Here is an 18,587-nt window from a genome sequence, read left to right on the forward strand (position 1 = left end):
GGCTCCTGGCACAGAGAGGGCTGATGACGCCACCTTCGGATTCCCGTCCGGCACCCGCGGCCCAGGACGGGGCGGCCGACGCGACAACGGAACCGGTTGACGCCGAACATACGGCTGAGGCCGGGGATGCGGAGAACAGCCCCCAAACGAGTGCAAAAAGCAAACCGCGGCGCCGGCGCCGGCGCAAACGGCGCCGCAAAACCGCACACCAGCAGGAGGCCGCGGCGGAAACGCCCGCCCAGGCCGCCCCCCGCCCCCGGCACCGGGTGGCGATGGCCAGTTTTGTGTTGGTCGTGCTGGCACCCTTCCTGGTCGCGGTGTGGTATCTCTTCACCCGGGCCGCGGACCAGTATCACTCGGACATGGCCTTCTCGATCCGCTCGGAGGAATCCAGTGCGGCCTCGGCCGGCCTTCTGGGGGCGCTCACACAGATCGGCGGTGGCACGGCTTCGGATGCGGACATTCTGTTCGAGTTCATCCGCAGTCCTGAAATCGTCCGGGAAATTGACGCGGAAATCGATCTGCGCGCCATCTACAACCGCGCGGAGAACGATCCGTTTTTCACCCTTGGCGACGATCCCTCCATTGAGGCGCTGCAGGCCCACTGGGAACGCATGCTCGATGTCAGCCTGAACTCCGCCGCCGGCATCGTTCAGGTCCAGGCCCGGGCCTTCACGCCGGAGGATGCCAGACTGATCGCCAGTACCGTGCTCGAGCATTCCAGCGATCTCGTGAACCGCCTGGCCCAGCAGGCCCGGGAGGATGCCGTGCGCTTTGCCCGGGAGGAACTGGCCGAGGCCGAGGAGACCCTGCGCCAGTACCGTCAGGACCTCACGGATTTCCGGCGCCAGTACAACATCGTCGACCCTACGGCGGACGTGGCCGGGCAGGTTGGGCTGCTCAGCGCCCTGCAGGAACAGCTGGCCGCGGCGCTCGTGGACCGGGACGTGATCCTCTCCTATGCGGCCGAATCCGACCAGCGCGTGATCCAGGCCAACCGGCGCATCACGGCAATTACGGAACAGATCGAGGAGGAACGCAGCTCACTGGACCTCACGGGCCTGCCAGGTTCGCTGCCCGATGTGGTGGGACGCTATGAGGAACTGCGGGTCAATCTGGAATTTGCCAATGCGGCCTTCACCCAAACCCTTGCCGGTCTTGCCGCCGCCCGGGCCGAGGCGCGGCGCCAGTCGCGCTATCTTGCCGCCCATGTGGAGCCCACCCTGGCCGAAAGCTCGCTCTATCCGCGCCGCTTTGTCCTCTCCGGCCTCACGGGGCTGTTTCTGCTGATGGGCTGGAGCATTTTCCTGCTGATCTTCTACAACGTGCGGGACAACCGGTGAGCGGGGCCATGCCCGCACCGGTGCCACTGCCTGGACATCCCGTCCCATGATCGAGTTTCGCAACGTCTCAAAATACTATCACACCCAGCGGGGCCGCAAAACGATCGTGGACAGGCTGAACCTGACCATTCCCGCCGGTGCCAGGGTCGGCATTCTGGGCCGCAACGGCGCGGGAAAATCCACCCTTCTGGGCATGATCGCGGGCACCGTGAAGGCCAATGAGGGTGAAATTCTGCGCCATGGCTCGATTTCCTGGCCCATGGGCTTCAAGGGCAGCTTTCACAAGGACCTGACCGGGGCGCAGAACGTGCGCTTCGTGGCCCGGATCTACGGCGTCGACACGGATGAACTGGTCTCCTACGTGGAGAATTTCGCGGAACTGGGGGAGTTCATGAACATGCCCCTGCGCTCCTATTCCTCGGGCATGAAGGCGCGTCTGGCTTTTGGCATGTCCATGGGCATTTCGTTTGACTTCTACCTCGTGGATGAAATCACCGCCGTGGGCGACACCGCCTTCAAGAAGAAGTCCCTGCACATGTTCAAAAACCGGCTGAGCAATGCCGGCGTTCTGATGGTGTCCCACTCGGTCAACACCATCCGGGCCTACTGCACCAGTGGCCTGGTGATCGAGAACGGTGAGGCCCGCTGGTTCAGCGATATCGGCCAGGCGGTGGATTTCCACCGCTCGAACATGGGCGGGTGAGCCCCCGCCCCGTCACAGAAAAAAGGGCCGCCCGGCAGGCGGCCCTTCCCTGGCTGTCCCGTCAGGGACCCGTGAAAATCAGCCGAAAAGCCCGGTCCAGTGTTCCACGCGCGCCTTTGCATCCGCCGTGGGATTGGGCGGTGCGATAAAGCGCGTGCCGGTCGTGCCAATCACGAAGACGATGCCGTGATGCGGGCAGACCTCCAGCCCCTTGTGCGAATTCAGAAGCGGCAGATTGCCACTGATGTCCTCAAACGTCCGGCCCGCATCCACCGACCGGAAGACCATGGGCCGTCCGTTGGCACCGGCCAGAAGATAGATCAGATCCGGATTGCGCGGATCGATGCGGACCTTGACCATATTCAGACCCTTCAGGTCCGTGCCGAGGGCGGTGGTGGTTTTTCCGTCAAACCGCATCAGACCGGAATCGCGCCGCCACCAGTAGATCACACTGTCATCCACCGGGCTGAGCGCGAAGGACTGCGGCTGGCGCTGGCTCTTCAGCGAGGTGCCGAAAGTGGTGTAGAGGGACCAGCTGCCGCCCCGGTTCGAGGTCCGGTAGACCCTGTCCTGACTGGCGTTTACCGCATAGAGAACCTTTCCATCCTGATGCGAGCAGGCCACGACCTTGGCGTCATACCCGGAGGGGAAGCCCGTTCCGCGGCTGGCCCAGGTCGACCATGTGGCGCCGGTATCACTGGAGACGTGATGGTCGGTATACATCCAGTTGCCCTCGCCAGGTACCAGCGAGAAGGAGGCAAAGGTCATGTGCGGCTTGCCACCATCCTTGTCATTGATAATGACCGGGGGGCGGGTCCAGTTTTTCCCGAAATCCTTGGTAAAAGCCACGGCACTGTCGGCCGAATACTGGCCATAGGTGGTGATCAGGTGGTTGGGGTTGTCCGGACTGAAGGATCCCGAATACTGGCCGGAAATATGGCTGGCCAGACCCGTGTTGCCCGCACTGCGCCGCTCAAACCACAGACCGCCGTTTTCGGTCACATAGGCGCCGTAATCATAAATGTTGAACACCATCCGGTCCGGATTGTTTGGATCAAACAGGATGTTGCCCACATTGGCATGGCCCGAGCCAAGGTTGTCGACGCCATCACTGCGGTTGAGGAAGTTTTTGCCGTCCGTCGTGCGGAAGAACATGCACTTCGTCGTGGCAATCGCCTCCAGCGGTTTGCCCGGATGGGGCAGAATTCCGCTCTGCAGCTCGATATTGTTGCTGACCTTGTTGTTGAACTTGTTCTGCCAGTTGGGGAATTCCCAGCCATAGGTGTTGGTGCTCAGCTCGATATTCGACCAGCTGTTGCCGCCATTTGTGGACACCTGCGCCTTCTGGCTGACAATGTTTTTGTTCTCCAGCTGGTTGGTCGCCACCAGATACTGCACGTCCCGGTCCGCCGTGGAAATGAAGATCTGGTTGTAGTTTCCGGTTTTGACCGCCTTGAAGGACCGGCCGCCGTCGGTGCTGCGGTAAAGCCCCTTGTTGAGCACGACCACATGGATGTCATTGCCGTTGTCGGGGTTGATGTCCATGGAGGTGGCACGGCCGTCCGGCAGCCCGCTGGGGCTTTGTTTGGTCCAGGTTTTGCCATCATTGGTCGAGCGCCACAAACCTTCGTCACAGGCGGCCAGAATGTCGCTGCCGGAGAAGGCGATTTTCCAGCACCGGCCCATGCCCTTGCTTTCGGGATCGGTACTGATCTTCGTCCAGGTCTCACCCCGGTCGGTGGACTGCCAGACCTCACCACCCGCACCGTTCGAGGAAATGTCCTCCGGATTGAACACGTACCAGCGGTCATGATTGGCCGGATCGAAGGCGATCAGCTCACGCCAGGCCCGGTAATACCCGCCATAGGCCGAGGAGGAACCGCCAGGCACCGCGGTGATCTCAAGCGCCTTGCGGAAGCTTTCACCAAAGTCATCGGACACGTAAATACCGCCGCCCGAATTGCCCCGGGACTGGTCCGAGACCAGGAAAATCAGCCGGTCCTCGATGGTCGGGTCGAATTTGACGCTGACCGAATACCGGTTGCCGATGCCCGCATGCCGCGGCAGACCCCAGACGGGATACTCGTCGGAGGCGTTTTTGGTCGTCCAGAGACCGGACACGTCCTGACCGAAACAGGCCTTGTCGGGATTGACCGGGCTGCGGTCGCCACAGTGCATGAACTGAAGCTGGTAGCCGGACTTGCCGTAACGGTAGGTCTTTTGGTCGTCATAGGCGTCTTTTGAGGCGAAGAAGAACGGCTTCCAGGCCCCCTCCTCTTCCGGCTTCGGCGGCTCGGGTACGGGCTGCTGCACCGTACGCGCCTGGGCCTCCTCGGACCATTCCCCGTCGGCCTGGTCGCGGTACCGGATCCGGAACTGGCCCTGCCGTTTGGTGCCATCGGCAAAGAGATCCCAGTCACCCGTCCCCTGATTGAGCATCGCGGTGACGTATTGATTGGGCTCACCGGTGGGGGCCAGGGTCTCCCAATGGTTTTCGAGGGCGGGCACCTGACCGCTGGTCGTCCACTGCGCCTCATGAACCTGCAGTTCCGGGTCGATCCAGACCATGGGCCGGAAGGTTTCCTCCTGACCGGCCGGGGCCCAGACACTCTCAAGAAGTTTCCACTGGTCCTCGGCCGGGGGTTCCGGGGTGACCACTTCCAATTCCTCGACCGTCACCATAAAGCTGCCGGAGACCTCGCCGCCGGAATTTTTCGCCGTAACGGTGATGTTTTCCCCATCCAGCGGCGCAGCCGTTGAGATGGTGAGCAGACCGGTTTCCGCGTCAATCCGCGCTCCGGCGCCGGCCACCTCATAGCTGAGGTTCTCCCCGAAAAACACGGGCGCCGTCTCAACCTCAAGCGGGCCGGAGCCCTGGTCGACGACCTCCTCGAACAGCTCACCCACCAGTTCGGGCGCCACATGGGTCACCGTCAGGGATGCGGTCTCCTCAAGGGCCGCGCCAGCGGTGTTGGTCGCGGTGACCTGACAGGACAGCTCCCTCAGGTCCAAATCGGCTTCCGGGGTGAACTCGCGTCCGGTCGCACCCTCAACCGGCTCCCCGTCACACAGCCACTGAAAGCCGAAAGCCGGCATGGGCGTCCCGCTCCAGGTCCCCTCGGAGACACTCATGGCCTGGCCGACCTTTGCCGTGCCCACCAGGACCGGCGCCGTCAGAAGAACGGGCAGCACCAGCTTCTCGGATACGGTAACCAGAAACTCCGCCGTGGCCGCGCCACCGGAGTTTTCCGCGGTCACGCGCACCGCAAGACCGTCCACGACCGATCCGGTCGGCACGCTGACGGTCCCGGTCTCCGCATCGATGGAGGCCCCTGCCCCCTTCACCGACCAGCTCAGGTCCTCACCTGAGAAAACCGCCGCCGCATCAACCAGAACCGGGCCGCTCAGGCGCGTCGCGGAAATGTCCGCAAGCTCTCCCGTCACCTCCGGAGCGGCATGCACCGCGGTCACGGAGGAGGTGCGCACCACGGCCTCACCGCCCGCATTGCGCGCGGTCACCTCCGCCAGGATGGCGCGACCGTCATCGTCGGAAACAGGCGTGTATTCACGGCCCCCCACCCCGGAAATTTCCACGCCATCGCGGAACCAGCGGATGGACACCTCCGGCGCGGGCGCCCCGCTCCACACGTCGCCCGAAACGGTCAGGGCCTGTCCAATGACACCCGTGCCCGACAGGACCGGCTCCTTCACTGCGGCCGGGGCCGCCGCCGAGACGGACAGCTCAAAACTGCCGGTGGCGCTGCCGCCTGGGTTGGAAGCCGTCACGGTAACCGTTTCACCATCAATAAGCTCATCGGCCGCTATGGTGACCAGACCGGTGACGGAGTCAATCACCGCCCCGCGTCCGGAAATTTCAAATGCCAGATTTTCACCGGAAAATGACCCGGCCGCGGCAATCACGACCGGTTTTCCGCCCAGAACAAGCGTCTGATCCTCAAACGCCGTCACCAGAACCGGAGCCGGCGTGATGTCCGGCATCACCAGACTGAACCGGCCCGAGACCGGACCGCTGTCCCCCGATGCGCTCACCTCAATATCGACCCCCCCGGCCAGTGCCGCCGAAGAAATGGAGACAAGACCGGTTTCGGGATCAATGGCGACCCCCTCGCCCGTAAAACTGAAACTTACGCCTTCTTTGCTGAAATTTATCGCTGCATTCACTATCTGATTTCCTGATTTTCGAAAGAAAAGGGATTGGCAGGCATATGCGTATTCGTGAAAGCTCCCCCCTGTGGCACATGTGCGCGTATTGCGGACATGCGCCGCGGCCATTTTCAGTGTCACCTCACTGAAAACAGCGGTCATTCATGCGGGCGGCCCCTTACCACAGCCCCACAATCCGTGTGGCCGTGGTCCCCGTCGCCAGCACCCGTGCCGCCCGGATCGGCAAAAGCGATCCGGCGGCAACATTGGCAAAGACCAGATCCGTCCCGTCCAGCAGACGCAGCGCCAGATCGCCCCCACCGCCCACGTAAATCGCGCGGGTGACATGAACGAGATCCGTGGAACTGTCCGGGATCACCGCCGTGCCGTTTTCAGGTGGGGAGGTCAGGCTGCGCGTATGGCTGTCGAAGATGTCGTTCATGGATGTCCCCTGGACGGGCGGCATGACATCACGGCTGTACTGAAGAGGGGTTTACGGGGAAGTCCGGGCCCAAACCATGCCGCAGGATGCCAGCTCGCGATCTGATACTGCCTGGGCGGCCCGGATGGATCACGCCCTGCGGACGCGATCCCAACACCCTTCTTTTTACCGCAAATGGCCCAAAAATGGAAGCTTCGCAGAGCAGCGGACGCGGCCCCGCCACACCGCGCAACACTCCCGCTTTCCTCCGCGCCAATTCCCGGTATTGTGCCGGTCCGGCCCACGAGAAAGGAAATAACGGTGCGCATCCCGGCAGCGGGGAAATCCTGGCTGATCCCGCCGGCCACGGCCATTCTGCTCGCTCTCGCCCTGGCAGCCCAGGCCCAGGACACGGAGCAGCCTCCCCGGCCGGAACCACGCGCCGTCGCGCCAGCCCAGACCGCGCTGACGGAACCCGATCCGCAGGTGGCCGCGCGGCTCTTTGCCATGCCGCGGATTATCGCCGCCACCCGCTCGGCCGTGGAGGAGATCCAGGCCGGGGATCCGGAGGCTGCGGCCCGCATCCTTGACGCCTGGATTGCCCGCTACCCCAGGGATGGCGGCCTGCGCACCAGCCGCGCCGCACTCGCCATGCTGACTGGGGACAGGACGGAAGCGCTTGAACAGCTCAAAGAGGCCGTCACCACGGGCGGTCTCGACATGCGCGATGTGGCCGATGACCCCCTGCTGTCGCCTCTCGCCGGGGATCCGGAGCTCGGCGCGGACTATGCGGCCCTTTTGCGGACCCCGCCATCGGAGCCCCCGCACTCCGCTGAACCCGCCCCCCTCACGGAAACCCGCGCCCCGGTGACCGCCGCGAACACGACCTGGAACCCGGCGAGCGAGCGACTTGAGCCCCGCTTCAGCTTCCCCGACGCGCCCTTCGGCCCGGTCCTTCCCTCCACGCCGAAATCGGCCGCCTACGAAATTCTGCGCGAACATGCCCGCCAGGACCGGGCCGCCGGCAACCATGGCGACCTCTACGACAACCGGGACCGGGGACACTCGGCCCTGCGCCCGGAGGCACATCCGCAGCTCACCCATGTGGTCTATGGCGACGCCGCGAAAAAAGCCGGCACCGATTACGGGCTGGCCGGGGAATACCTCTTCGACCGCCCAACCCTCGGCAACTCCTCCACCGCCTTTACGAACGGCCCGTTCTGGCGCAGCCAGCCGCGCTACGCCATGACGAGCCCCGATGGCACCGGTCCCATGCGGATCTGGCAGGAGGCCTCGGCCAACCATCTCTACATCTATCCCTCCCACAAGGATTTCACGGAGAAGAACGGCGACCTGTTCCCGGCCAACTCGCCACATATTCTGATCTCCCACGGCTCCTCATACTCGGACAAACCCTTCATGGAAGCCGTGGCCATGATCCTGGCCGCCTTTACCCCGGAGACCAAGGAACGGCTGATCGCGGAAAACATGATCGTGCCCACGGTGCAGATGGTGTTCCGCCGCTCCCTGCAGAACGTGCGCTCCCGCGGGAGCTACTTTAGCGGCGCGGCGCATCCGGCGGTGTTTGCCGGTCATCAGATCAACCTCGCGCGCATGGTCAGTCTTGCCAATGCCATCACCCCGGACACCATTCCCGCCGAGGTGCGTTTCCGCGTGGAAACGGAGGAGCTGGGTGTTGAGGGCATCGATTTCTTCGGCCAGGGCCTGAGCGAGAGGCTTTTCGACACCCCCGCCTCCATTGCCCGCATCTGGCGCTCGAAAACCGGCCGCCGCACCATGATCCTGGACGCGGGCGACAGCCGCGACATCAACGGAAATCCGCTGGAGTTTTCCTGGAGCATCCTGCAGGGCGATCCGGAAAAAATTACGATTGAGCCCCTGGAGGACGGGCAAAAGGCCCGCATCACCATCGACTGGCACGACCCGTTCCAGATCTCCGATGAGGTGCGGATCACCACCTCCCGCGTGGATATCGGCGTCTTTGCCCATAACGGCACCCATGACAGCGCGCCCGCCATTTTGAGCTGGTATTTCCCAGCCCATCAGAAACGGACCTACGCGACCGCCCCCGATGGCACGCCACGCATCACCTCCATTGATCACATGGCCCCCTCCCATGCGGAGGTTCATGCCGATCCGCAGCTTTTCGCCGGTATGGACTGGCGCGACGAATTTAAATGGGACCCCGACGGAACCTCCGCAGGCTGGACGCGTTACCGTGGCGAGCGACAGGATGACTACACGGAGGCGGGAGAACGGATTCTGACCAGACACCCCGACGGCACGCCGCAGCGCACGGAACCCGTGGCACACGTTTTGCGCCGGTCCGGTGACGGAACCCTGGTCACGGATGAGCTTTCCGGAGGCCGGTGAGAAACGGCGAAAGAGGGGTTTTCCAAAAGCCTGCACCGCAGGAGGCAGAACAATTTGCAGTTGAGTAAAATCAAGGCAGAGCCGGATTTTGCCGCCCAGGCCGCGCGGCCGCGAAAAGCCCCGCACCCGCCGTGCCCACATATGTGACAGTCCCGAAGAAATCGGGACATACCAGAGGATTGGACCCGGTTTTTGATGCGCCCCGGTGTTTGGAAGTTTCCGGTCCGGAGGCCCTTGCCAAAGGCATAGGCGGATTTTCGCCCACCGGAGAGCCGCATCGGAATTCGATTGCGTTTGCGCGCCAGGGCTGTGCTAGGGTTTGGTTAATAACCAAAAAAATAAGAAAAAATTGAGGCTGAAAAAATGTTGGACTTGGAACAGCGGAGAGATCCGTCTGGGCTGGATATCCGGGCGGATTCCAAAAGGCCCATACTCGTAACCGGCGCGCCAAGGTCAGGTTCAACCTGGGTTGGCAACGTGCTCTCCCTCGACAGGGATTCCGGCTACATCTACGAACCCTTCAACAAGAACTGCCCCCCGGGTCAGTGCCGTGCGCGGTTTCACCACGCCTTCACCTATGTCACGGCGGATAACGAGGAGTACTACCTCGATCCCCTGCGGGACACGCTCTCCTGGAAATACAGCCACGGTGCGGAAATGCGCCGGATCCGTACGCCCAGGGATTTTGCCCGCATGGCCCGCGACCTGACCTATTTCCAGACCATGCGCCAGCGGAACGCCCGCGTGGTTCTGAAAGACCCCCTGGCGGTGTTCTCCTCCGACTGGATCGCCTCGCGCTTCGACGCGAAGGTGGTGGTGGTCATCCGGCACCCGGCCGCCTTCGTGGCCAGCCTGCGGGCCGCCGGCTGGCATCACGTGCCCTTCGAGGTCTTCCGCGACCAGCCGCAGCTGATGGAGGAACGTCTCGCCCCCTTCCGGGACCGCGTTCACCAGGCCTGCGAAACCCCGCTGGATGGCGTGGCCTCGGGCTGTCTTCTGTGGAACATGCTGCACTACCACATCAGCCTGCTCTCCCGCGAGCATCCCGACTGGATTTTCGTGCGCCACGAGGACCTCTCCCGCGATCCCGAACAGGAGTTCCGCGCGGTCTTTGACAGTCTCGGTCTCGATTTCAGCCCGGCGGTGGAAAACGACCTGAAGCAGTATACCGAGAACAGCGGCACCCTTGGCCGTCTGTCCCTCTATCACAACAAGAGGGCCACCAGACGGAGCAGCAGGGACAGCATCACGCGCTACCGGAAACGGCTCAGCCCCGATGAGCTGACCGACATCCGCCGGGCCACCGCCACCATGGCGGACCGGTTCTATTCCGCAGCGGACTGGGAAATCACGGATTAAGGCGTTTCGGCCACCGGCCGGAACATCAACCTTCACGTTTTGCGTTCGATCGTCGGGTGATGCGAAAAGGCCGATCCCGCTGACCGAAACGGCTCAAGGCGCTTTTACCCCCATTCGGCGCCCTTTTCTGCGCGGTCGGTCCCCCCGGCTGCGCAGTTGTTTTTTGGCCCGCTCCCGCGGCCCGTACGGAAGCGTTATTTACATATTGTTGGGTTTTTGTGCGATAACTGCCTGGAAAGGCACGCCCGAACCCGGGTGTGGCCCGAAACAGATGCCGGACCGGCCCTCATGGCCGCGAGAAAGAGTATCCAATGCCGTTTCCGACCCGACCCGCTTCCGTGACCCTGGCCCTCGGCCTTGCCCTCAGCCTCGGGCTGAGCGGCTGTGACACCGCCGAGGAACGCGCGGAAAACCACTACCAGCGTGGCATGGAACTTCTGGCGGAGGGTGATCCGGACCGGGCCTTTATCGAGTTTCGCAACGTCTTCCGGCTCAATGACGCCCATGCCCCCGCCCTTGCGGAATACGCCGCGATCCTGCGGGCGCGCAACGACCTGAAAGGCGCGATCGGCCATTACCTGCGGGTGGTCGAGCTTGATCCGCAAAACCTTGCCGCCCACCGGGCCCTGGCCGAAATCAGCCTCCAGGTCCAGGATGTTGAGACCGCCTCGGTACATGCCGCCCGCGCCGCGGCCATTGCCCCGGATGATCCCATGGTCCGCGCGGTTCAGGCCACGGTGGACTACCGCAACGACACCGACCGGGCGGCGGCGGTTGCCGAGGCCGAAAGCGTGCTCGAGGACGCGCCGGGCAACATTCTGGCCGGCATGATCCTGATTGCCGACAGCCTGAACGCGGATGATCCCGAAACGGCACTTGCTCATGTGGACGCCTCCCTCGCGCTGAACCCGGAGGATGAGGGGCTGCATCTGGCCCGGCTGTCCATTCTCGAGGATCTCGAAAGGACCGGTGAAACCGGGGCCCAGCTGGAAACAATGGCCCGGCTTTTCCCCGCCAATGAGGGCGTGCGCCAGGCTCTGGTGCAGTGGCATCTGCAACAGGGCAACACCGCCGGTGCGGAAGCCGTTCTGCGCGACATTGCCGCCGCCACCCCCGACAGCCCAGGCCCGAAACTGACCGTCGTGCAGTTTCTCTACGAGATGAACGGCCCGGAAGCCGCGGGCGCGGAGCTTGACCGCCTGATCGCCACGGAAGCCAAACCCACCCCCTACCAGCGCGCCCGCGCCCGGCTCGATTTCACCGAAGGTCGGGCGGACGAGGCCATTGCCGCCCTGGAGGGCATCATCGACGGGGCCGAGCCCTCCGCCGAGATCCGCGACCTGCAGGCCGCCCTGGCGGAGATGTACGCGGCCACCGGTCAGGAGGCGGAAGCCGCGGCCCTGGTGGCCCAGGTGCTTGAGGGGGACCCGAACCATGTGGCGGCCCTCAAGATGCGCGCCCGCAGCCTGATCGCGGAAAACCGCCCGGCCGAGGCCATCCGCGACATGCGCACCGCCCTGACCCGGGCTCCGCGCGATCCCGAAATCCTGACCATCATGGCCCAGGCCCATGAGCGTGAGGGCGCCCGCGAACTGATGGGCGAGCGTCTGGCCCTGGCCGTTGAGGCCTCCGATCACGGCCCGGACGAGACCCTGCGCTATGCCACCTTCCTCATGGGTGAGGGCCGCACCGGACCGGCCGAGGCCGCCCTGTCCGACGCGCTGCGCCGGGCGCCTGGAAATCCCGATCTTCTGGCCATGCTCGGCCGCATTCACCTGGAACGCCAGGACTGGACCCGGCTGGGACAGGTGGTCAACCGCCTGCGCGAAACCGGCGCCGTGGGCATGGCCGGGGTGCTTGAGACCGAAAGCCTGGCCGCCCAGGGCCGGACCGGCGAACGGATCGCCCTGCTTGAGAGCCTTGCGGCGGGCGATGACGGGGCGGGCGCCATGCTCGAACTGGTCCGGACCTATATGGCGAGCGGAACGCCCGGGGCCGCCACGGATTACCTGTCGGGCGTCATTGCGGAAAACCCGAATGACATCCAGGCTACCGTCCTGCTGGCCCAGGTCCACGCCGCCGCCGGCACCCCTGGGGAGGCCGAAACCCTCTATCGCGACCTGACCGCCCGCATGCCCGAAAACGCCGAGATCACGGGACAGTTCTTCCAGTTCCTGACCGCTGAGGGCCGCATGGAGGAGGCGGAGGAGGTTCTGAACGCGGGCATTGATGCGGCGTCCGATCCGTCGGAGCTTCTGCTGATGCGCGCGGGTCTTCTGGAGGCCCGGGGCGACATTTCAGGCGCCACGGAAATCTATGAGAAACTCCACGCGGAAAACCCCGGCTCCCTGATACTGGCCAACAACCTGGCGAGCCTTCTGGCCGGATCGGGGGGCGAAACGGCCAATCTTGAGCGCGCTTACGAGATCGCGGCGGTGCTCGAGGGCTCCCATGTTCCCTGGTTCCAGGACACCTGGGGCTGGATCCTGCATCTGCGCGGCGAGACCCAGGAGGCGATTGACCACCTCAAACCCGCCGCCGCCGCCCTGCCCGGCAACGCGCTGGTGCAGTTTCATCTCGGTGAGGTGGAGTTTGCCCTGGAACGCTGGCCCGACGCGCGCAAAAGCTTTGCCCGCGCCCAGGCCGCGGCCGAGGCCGGCGATCCGCTTCCCGAAGCCGACGCCGCCCTCCTGCAGGACCGCGTGGCGGAGATCACCACCCTGGAAACGGCCCCTGCCGGGAACTGACCGCCCCCCAAAGCCGGGGGCTTCAGCCTGCTGCCACGGCCCCGAGGCACGACGCGCCATGCCCGACTTTGGGAGGGCTCCGATCCGGTTGTTCAGAGCATGTCGCTCAAACTCGCGAAACCATTGAGCGGAGGCCGACGTCGGAGATGCCCTCCCTGGGGGGAAGTCGGGCATGGCGCGTCGTGCCGACACGCCGGGGATGGTGGCGGAACCCGGCCAACCCATACCCAAACGGCCCCCTCACCCCGGCCGCACGAACCCGCGCCTGGCCTCCTCCGCCTCGGCGCGCAGGGCGCAGCCCTCGGCATGGTCGTTGATCAGGCCCATGGCCTGCATGAAGGCAAACACCGTGGTGGGGCCGAGGAACTTCCAGCCGCGCTTTTTGAACTCCTTCGACAGCGCCACGGAGGCCGGGGAGGTCGAAACACTCTGGGGCGCGGCCAAATCCGCCGCCGCGGGCTCAAACCGCCAGACAAACGCGGCCAGCGAGCCCTCGGCCTCGACAAGTTCACACATGCGCCGGGCATTGTTGATGGTGGCGGTGATCTTGCCGCGGTGACGGATGATGCCCTCATTGGCCAGCAGCGCCTCCACCTCGGCATCGCCAAACTCCGCGACGTGCCGCCAGTCAAACCCGGCAAAAGCCGCGCGAAAATTCTCCCGTTTGGCCAGAATGGTGCGCCAGCTCAAACCCGACTGAAAACTCTCCAGACAGAGTTTCTCAAACAGGCGCCTGTCATCGCCTACCGGAAATCCCCATTCCCGGTCATGATAGTCAGGAAACTCCGGCGCGCCCCCGCTCCAGCGGCAGCGCGGCCGGCCATCGGGTCCCGTGAAAAGCTCCGTCATCTTTCTGCCCCCTGACCGAACCGGACATCTCAGCCGGTGCGCGCCTCAAAAAGATTGATCCGCGCGGGCACGCGCAGCCCCGCCTCCGTCACGAAGGGCGCAAAAAACCCGCGTACGCCCTCGAGGATCGCGGCCATGTCCGCCGCATCGCCCGCCCTGTCGCGCATGTGCCGTTTCACCGGCCCCACATGTTGGGTGAGTTCCGCCGCGGCCTCCAGCCCGCCGGAGAGGGGCAGTTCGGTATCGACGGCGCGGGAGCGGATATGGCACAGCCCCGCCGCCTCCAGAAGCCCCTCCACGCGGGCCCGGTCCCTAAAGGCCAACGGGCCCGGACCATCGGGATCACCCGGCTCCGCCGGCCCCAGCCGGTCCACCGCAACCCGCATGGGCAGGTCGAACCAGGGATTGTGTTCCGACGGGCCCCAGGCCGCAAAGACCAGCCGCGCCCCTGGACGCAAAAGCCCCGCGATATTGCGAAACGCGGCCACGGGATCCTCGAAAAACATCACTCCGAACCGGGAAATGGCGAGGTCAAACCCCTCCCCCCGCGGTGCGCGGACCTGGGCGTCACCGGCCTCAACCGTCACGGTGTCGAGCCCTGCCGCCGCAATGCGCCGGCGCGCCAGCGCCAGAAGCGGCTCCGAAAGATCAAGACCCAGAACGCGGCCGCCAGGGCTCACCCGCGCCCCGGCCAGCAGACAGGTCGCCCCCGCCCCGCAGCCAATATCAAGCACATGCGCACCGGGCTCCGGGGCCGCCTCACGCAGCAGAAGCTCCGCCACCGGGGTGTGCAGTTCATCGAGCCGTGCCTGATGCGCCACCCAGGCCTGGCCGGGATCGCCGCTCCAGAACTGCTGCTGCGCGGTGTTTTTGATGCCAGTCATCACAATGCCCCCGGACGGTTTCCCGGAAGCGTATCCGATCGCAGGGGCGTCACAAGAAAAAACCGGCCCCCGAAGGGACCGGTTCAGCCCGGGCATTGCCGGGTGGGGGGGATGCGTTTTTCAGACCGCCCGGAGAGTCCGGCCCGTGGCCTGCCGGGCGGTGCGGATCCAGTTTTCCGCGGGGATCATGCGACCCAGAATGCCCAGCCGGTCGGTCAGGTCCGCCGGATCGAGATCGGCCATGTCGGCGAGGCTGGAAATACCCTTGCGCTGCAGGGCCCAGATCAGCCCCGGACCCGCGCCGGTCAGCTGGCCCAGGTCACAGAGCGGCGTGACGGGAGCGCATGCCTTCTCCGGCTCCTCCGTCCGGTCCAGGGGCGCGCCGCTGCCGCTCAACCCGCCCTGAAGGGCGTCAATGAACTCGTTGAGGGCGGCATTGGCCTCGGCCCGGCCCGCATGGGTGGCGGAGGGTCCGAACTCACGGTGGATGAGCGTGCGCGTGACCGGCTTATCCTCCTGAATTTCATCATTTTTCCGGGGTGCGGAGGTAACGCCCGCATCGGCGCTGCGGATGCCGAACGGCACGGGGCCGCGGGGGCCGGAATGCATGCGGGCCATGCGCTCGGCGCGCTGGCGGTTTCGGTGGGCAATACGCTGTGCCAGGGTCCGCCGGATGTCCCCGACCGACGTGTCCATGTCGGTGTCATCGGATGTCGTGAGGGTCATGGGACGTCTCCTTTCAGCTGAACCGTGGAACCTGCATGGCGGCGCGGTCCTGCTCGGACTGGCGCTCCATGCGCGCAAGAAATTCGGCGAAGGTCAGCCCGAGACTTTCCTGGAAATCCGCCGGCGCGGTGGCCAGTTCGCTCAGCTCGGCAAGCTGGGCCGAGACGCGGTCCTCCTGGGCGATATGCTCATGCAGAAGCTCGGACTGGGCGTCGATGCGGTGCAGAAGGGCGCCCAGGGTTTTGGTCAGTTTCTCAACGGTGGTGCTGTCGGCCATGGGGCCCGCGGGCCGGTCGAGACGGGCGAGAATTTCGGCCTGGGTGGCCTCGATCGCATCGAGCCGCGCGGCGAGGTCACCGCTCTCCCCGGCACCGGCCGTCAGATGGGCGCATTCGGTGGCATATCGAGCGTTTACAATAGCTTGCAACTCCGCACCCGCCCCGGTCAGGGCGCTGTTCACCGCCCCGTCATGGGCGCGCAGAAAGGCGAGCGGGCGGGATAAAATCCCGGCTGAATCGGGCAGGACATCGGTGGCGTTGAGCCAGACGGCGTCCTGGCCGAGGCTTGCGGTCAGCGCCTCCTGAAGCGCGTCGGTCCAGTCGCCGGGGGGCAGGTCGCCGAGGCGGCCATCCATGTCGGCAGCCGTCACCGGGAAGGCGTAATGCCAGGCATCCACACGGTAAACCGACCCCGAGACCAGCGCGCACAGCCCGCGCAGCGCCACGGCCTCGTCGGAAATTTTATCAGCGTCCACAACCATTTCGTGGCTGACAAGCCCTGCCGCAACAAGATCGGCAAGTACGGCCGAAGCACTGTCGGGAGCCCGTGTATCCATGTCCGTCATCCTCCAGGAACCGGCCGGGGCCTCGGGCCCGTCCGGCAAGTCACAAATCTTAACCTGGAATAAACTGGTTAAGCGGGTGTTACCAAAGCGGCTTAATTTTGACGAAAACCCGGGGAGTTTTTGAGGCGCTTTACGCCGGTTTGTGACCCAACCGGTGCGTGATTTGGCACAGAACTGCAGGAAAGTGGCACAGATTGTGAGTCAAATGGCACAGATTGCACGGGGTTTGTCTGTTTTTGGCGCAGATTGCTGGGGAAACGGCCTGTACGGACGGGTTGCGCGGCACCGGCCACCCCGCCATGCTCGACCCATTGGAAAAATCAATTTTGGGGTGACCCCGGGGTCATGGCAAACGGACTGGAGAAGGCTGTCACCGCCTGCGTCGGGCTGGGCGCGCTGGCCCTGGGAATGCCCCTGCCCCCGGGCGTGGTTGAGACCGCCGTCGGGGTGGCGGGACTGACCGAATTCGTCGCGGAAAAAAATCAAAAGTTCGGACCGGAATGTAAGCGGGTACGCGCCAAAACCAGGAAAGCGGTGCGCGAGGGGTTCGCGGAGTTTTTGCGGATCGAGGGGGATGAATGGTCGGCGGGGGAGGACCTGACCGCGGCCGATGCGGCGCTGGCGAAACATCTTGGGAGCTGCGTGATGGACCGGGAGCGCCTCGCGGAGGATTTTGTGTCGAAGGGGTTCCCAGGCGTGGCGGTCGACAGGCTGATGGGAGAGCTGGCGGGGCATGAGCCGGAGCTGTTTGGGGCGGAGGCCACCGGGTCGGTGTCACACCGGTATGCCCGCCGCGTCCTGGAGGTGAGTCTCAGGGCGGTGGTGGAGAACCGGGAGTATTATGAGGCGCTGGAGCCCTACATCATCTGGAAAATGGGTCTGGCCCTCGGGATCCTGGTCGAGCACGCGGAAACTACACTTAAGCTGTTGAATGATATGGCGGACGCGATCGAACGACTTGAGCGCAAGGCCAACCGTCCCGATCCGACCCGGGCGCAGTCGCTGGGGTTTGCGCGAACGATCCTCGATCGGGAGATTCCCGACGACCAGCTTGAGGCCGCCCTGTTTGAGATCAACAAAAACTTTTTCACCATGCGCACCGAGATTGACGACCTGAAGGGGCTGTCGAACGAGGTGCCGGACATTCTGCCGCATCTGGAGGCGGCGCAGGCGGCGCTGGAGCGGGAGGACATGGTCGAGCTGGCGGAGGCGGAAACGGAACTCCGCGAGGTCAGGCGGATTTATGAGGCGGGGATTGCGGCGCGCCGGGCGCGGGAGGATGCACGGCGGGAGAAGGAGGAAAGGCGGCGACGCGAAGAGGACGGGACACGGGCGCGGATCGCGGAAACGCTGGCCAGCGCCGCCGCCGCCCGTCTCGACCGGCCGGGGGCCGCGGCGCATTACGGCGAGGCCGCCGCCCTGTGGCCGGAAAGGAGTCGGGAGCGGATGCTGGCTTCCCTGGTCCAAGGTGATCTTCTGATCGTGGCGGGCGATACGGCAGAGGCTGTGGCCGCCTTTCAGGCGGCACTTGATGTTGCGAAGCAGCGGGTGGAGGCCGATCCCTCCAGTGCCGCGAACGCCCGTAACTTCTCCGTCAGCCTCGACAGGATCGGCGACGTGCGCAGCGCCCAGGGGAACCTGGCCGGCGCGCTCGAGGCCTACACGCAAGGCATGGAGATCGCGGAGCGGCTGGCCCGGGTCGATCCCTCCAGTGCCGCGAACGCCCGTGACCTCTCCGTCAGCCTCAACAAAATCGGCGACGTGCGCAGCGACCAGGGGAACCTCGCGGGCGCGCTCGAAGCGTACACGGAAGCCATGGAGATCCGGGAGCGGCTGGCGCGGGACGACCCCTCGAATGCGGACTGGGCGCGGGATGTGGTGGTTTCACACGCAAAGCTGGCGCTGGCTGATTCCGAGAACGCGGTGGCGCACTGGCGGGAGGTGGTGGCGCGGCTGGGGGCGATGCGGGAGGCGGGTATTCTGCGGCCGGTGGATGAGAGGCTCATTGCGGTGGCGGAGGAGGAACTGCGCAAGGCGCTGGAGGGACGCGGTTGAGGGGGCCATTGCCGGGGCCTGGCGTCCCGCTGTTCCGTGCCGGGGGAGCGTTTGCGGGCGTTTGCTCCGCCCGGCCCCGGGGGCAAACGGGATTTGTC

At 64.9% G+C, this 18,587-nt stretch carries 12 protein-coding genes; 6 read left to right on the forward strand and 6 right to left on the reverse strand.

Features of this window, described 5'->3' with window-relative positions; all coding sequences use genetic code 11:
- Positions 1–23 precede the first annotated feature (23 nt).
- Both ACP15P_RS19095 and ACP15P_RS19100 read left to right on the forward strand, forming a co-directional pair.
- A complete protein-coding gene (locus tag ACP15P_RS19095) occupies positions 24–1,343 on the forward strand; it encodes a KpsE/RkpR family capsule polysaccharide export protein (protein WP_424930078.1) in 1,320 nt (439 codons plus the stop codon).
- Between the two features lie 46 nt (positions 1,344–1,389).
- The gene (locus ACP15P_RS19100; protein WP_424930079.1) at positions 1,390–2,046 is read left to right on the forward strand and encodes an ABC transporter ATP-binding protein; all 657 of its coding nucleotides are present in this window, start codon (positions 1,390–1,392) and stop codon (positions 2,044–2,046) included.
- A gap of 78 nt (positions 2,047–2,124) precedes the next feature.
- On the opposite strand, the gene ACP15P_RS19105 is transcribed toward ACP15P_RS19100, so the two are convergent.
- Positions 2,125–6,228: a VPS10 domain-containing protein gene (locus tag ACP15P_RS19105; RefSeq protein WP_424930080.1), complete on the reverse strand. Its 4,104-nt coding sequence runs from the start codon at positions 6,226–6,228 to the stop codon at positions 2,125–2,127.
- Positions 6,229–6,388: 160 nt separating this feature from the next.
- Entirely contained in the window at positions 6,389–6,652 is a 264-nt protein-coding gene (locus tag ACP15P_RS19110; protein ID WP_424930081.1) for a spike base protein, RCAP_Rcc01079 family, read from the reverse strand.
- A 300-nt stretch (positions 6,653–6,952) separates the two neighbouring features.
- Here ACP15P_RS19110 and ACP15P_RS19115 point away from each other — a divergent pair, with 300 nt between their 5' ends.
- The 3 genes from ACP15P_RS19115 (at position 6,953) to ACP15P_RS19125 (ending at position 13,131) form a co-directional block, all read left to right on the forward strand.
- On the forward strand, positions 6,953–9,025 hold the full coding sequence (locus tag ACP15P_RS19115; protein WP_424930082.1) for a bacterial transcriptional activator domain-containing protein: 2,073 nt from the start codon (positions 6,953–6,955) through the stop codon (positions 9,023–9,025).
- 363 nt (positions 9,026–9,388) lie between these two features.
- Positions 9,389–10,384: a sulfotransferase family protein gene (locus tag ACP15P_RS19120; RefSeq protein WP_424930083.1), complete on the forward strand. Its 996-nt coding sequence runs from the start codon at positions 9,389–9,391 to the stop codon at positions 10,382–10,384.
- A gap of 311 nt (positions 10,385–10,695) precedes the next feature.
- On the forward strand, positions 10,696–13,131 hold the full coding sequence (locus ACP15P_RS19125) for a tetratricopeptide repeat protein (protein WP_424930084.1): 2,436 nt from the start codon (positions 10,696–10,698) through the stop codon (positions 13,129–13,131).
- Between the two features lie 240 nt (positions 13,132–13,371).
- On the opposite strand, the gene ACP15P_RS19130 is transcribed toward ACP15P_RS19125, so the two are convergent.
- From ACP15P_RS19130 to ACP15P_RS19145, 4 genes are all read right to left on the reverse strand, one after another.
- Entirely contained in the window at positions 13,372–13,980 is a 609-nt protein-coding gene (locus ACP15P_RS19130; protein ID WP_424930085.1) for a DNA-3-methyladenine glycosylase I, read from the reverse strand.
- Positions 13,981–14,009: 29 nt separating this feature from the next.
- Positions 14,010–14,864, reverse strand: a complete 855-nt coding sequence (locus ACP15P_RS19135; RefSeq protein WP_424930086.1) for a class I SAM-dependent methyltransferase — start codon at positions 14,862–14,864, stop codon at positions 14,010–14,012.
- Between the two features lie 120 nt (positions 14,865–14,984).
- Positions 14,985–15,590 (reverse strand): hypothetical protein, encoded by a 606-nt coding sequence (locus tag ACP15P_RS19140; RefSeq protein WP_424930087.1) that lies wholly within the window; start codon positions 15,588–15,590, stop codon positions 14,985–14,987.
- Positions 15,591–15,603: 13 nt separating this feature from the next.
- A complete protein-coding gene (locus ACP15P_RS19145; protein ID WP_424930088.1) occupies positions 15,604–16,425 on the reverse strand; it encodes a hypothetical protein in 822 nt (273 codons plus the stop codon).
- Between the two features lie 354 nt (positions 16,426–16,779).
- Here ACP15P_RS19145 and ACP15P_RS19150 point away from each other — a divergent pair, with 354 nt between their 5' ends.
- Positions 16,780–18,489, forward strand: a complete 1,710-nt coding sequence (locus tag ACP15P_RS19150) for a tetratricopeptide repeat protein (protein ID WP_424930089.1) — start codon at positions 16,780–16,782, stop codon at positions 18,487–18,489.
- The last annotated feature ends 98 nt before the right edge of the window (positions 18,490–18,587 follow it).

This window comes from Amaricoccus tamworthensis, assembly GCF_049800875.1.
Lineage (GTDB): Bacteria > Pseudomonadota > Alphaproteobacteria > Rhodobacterales > Rhodobacteraceae > Amaricoccus > Amaricoccus tamworthensis.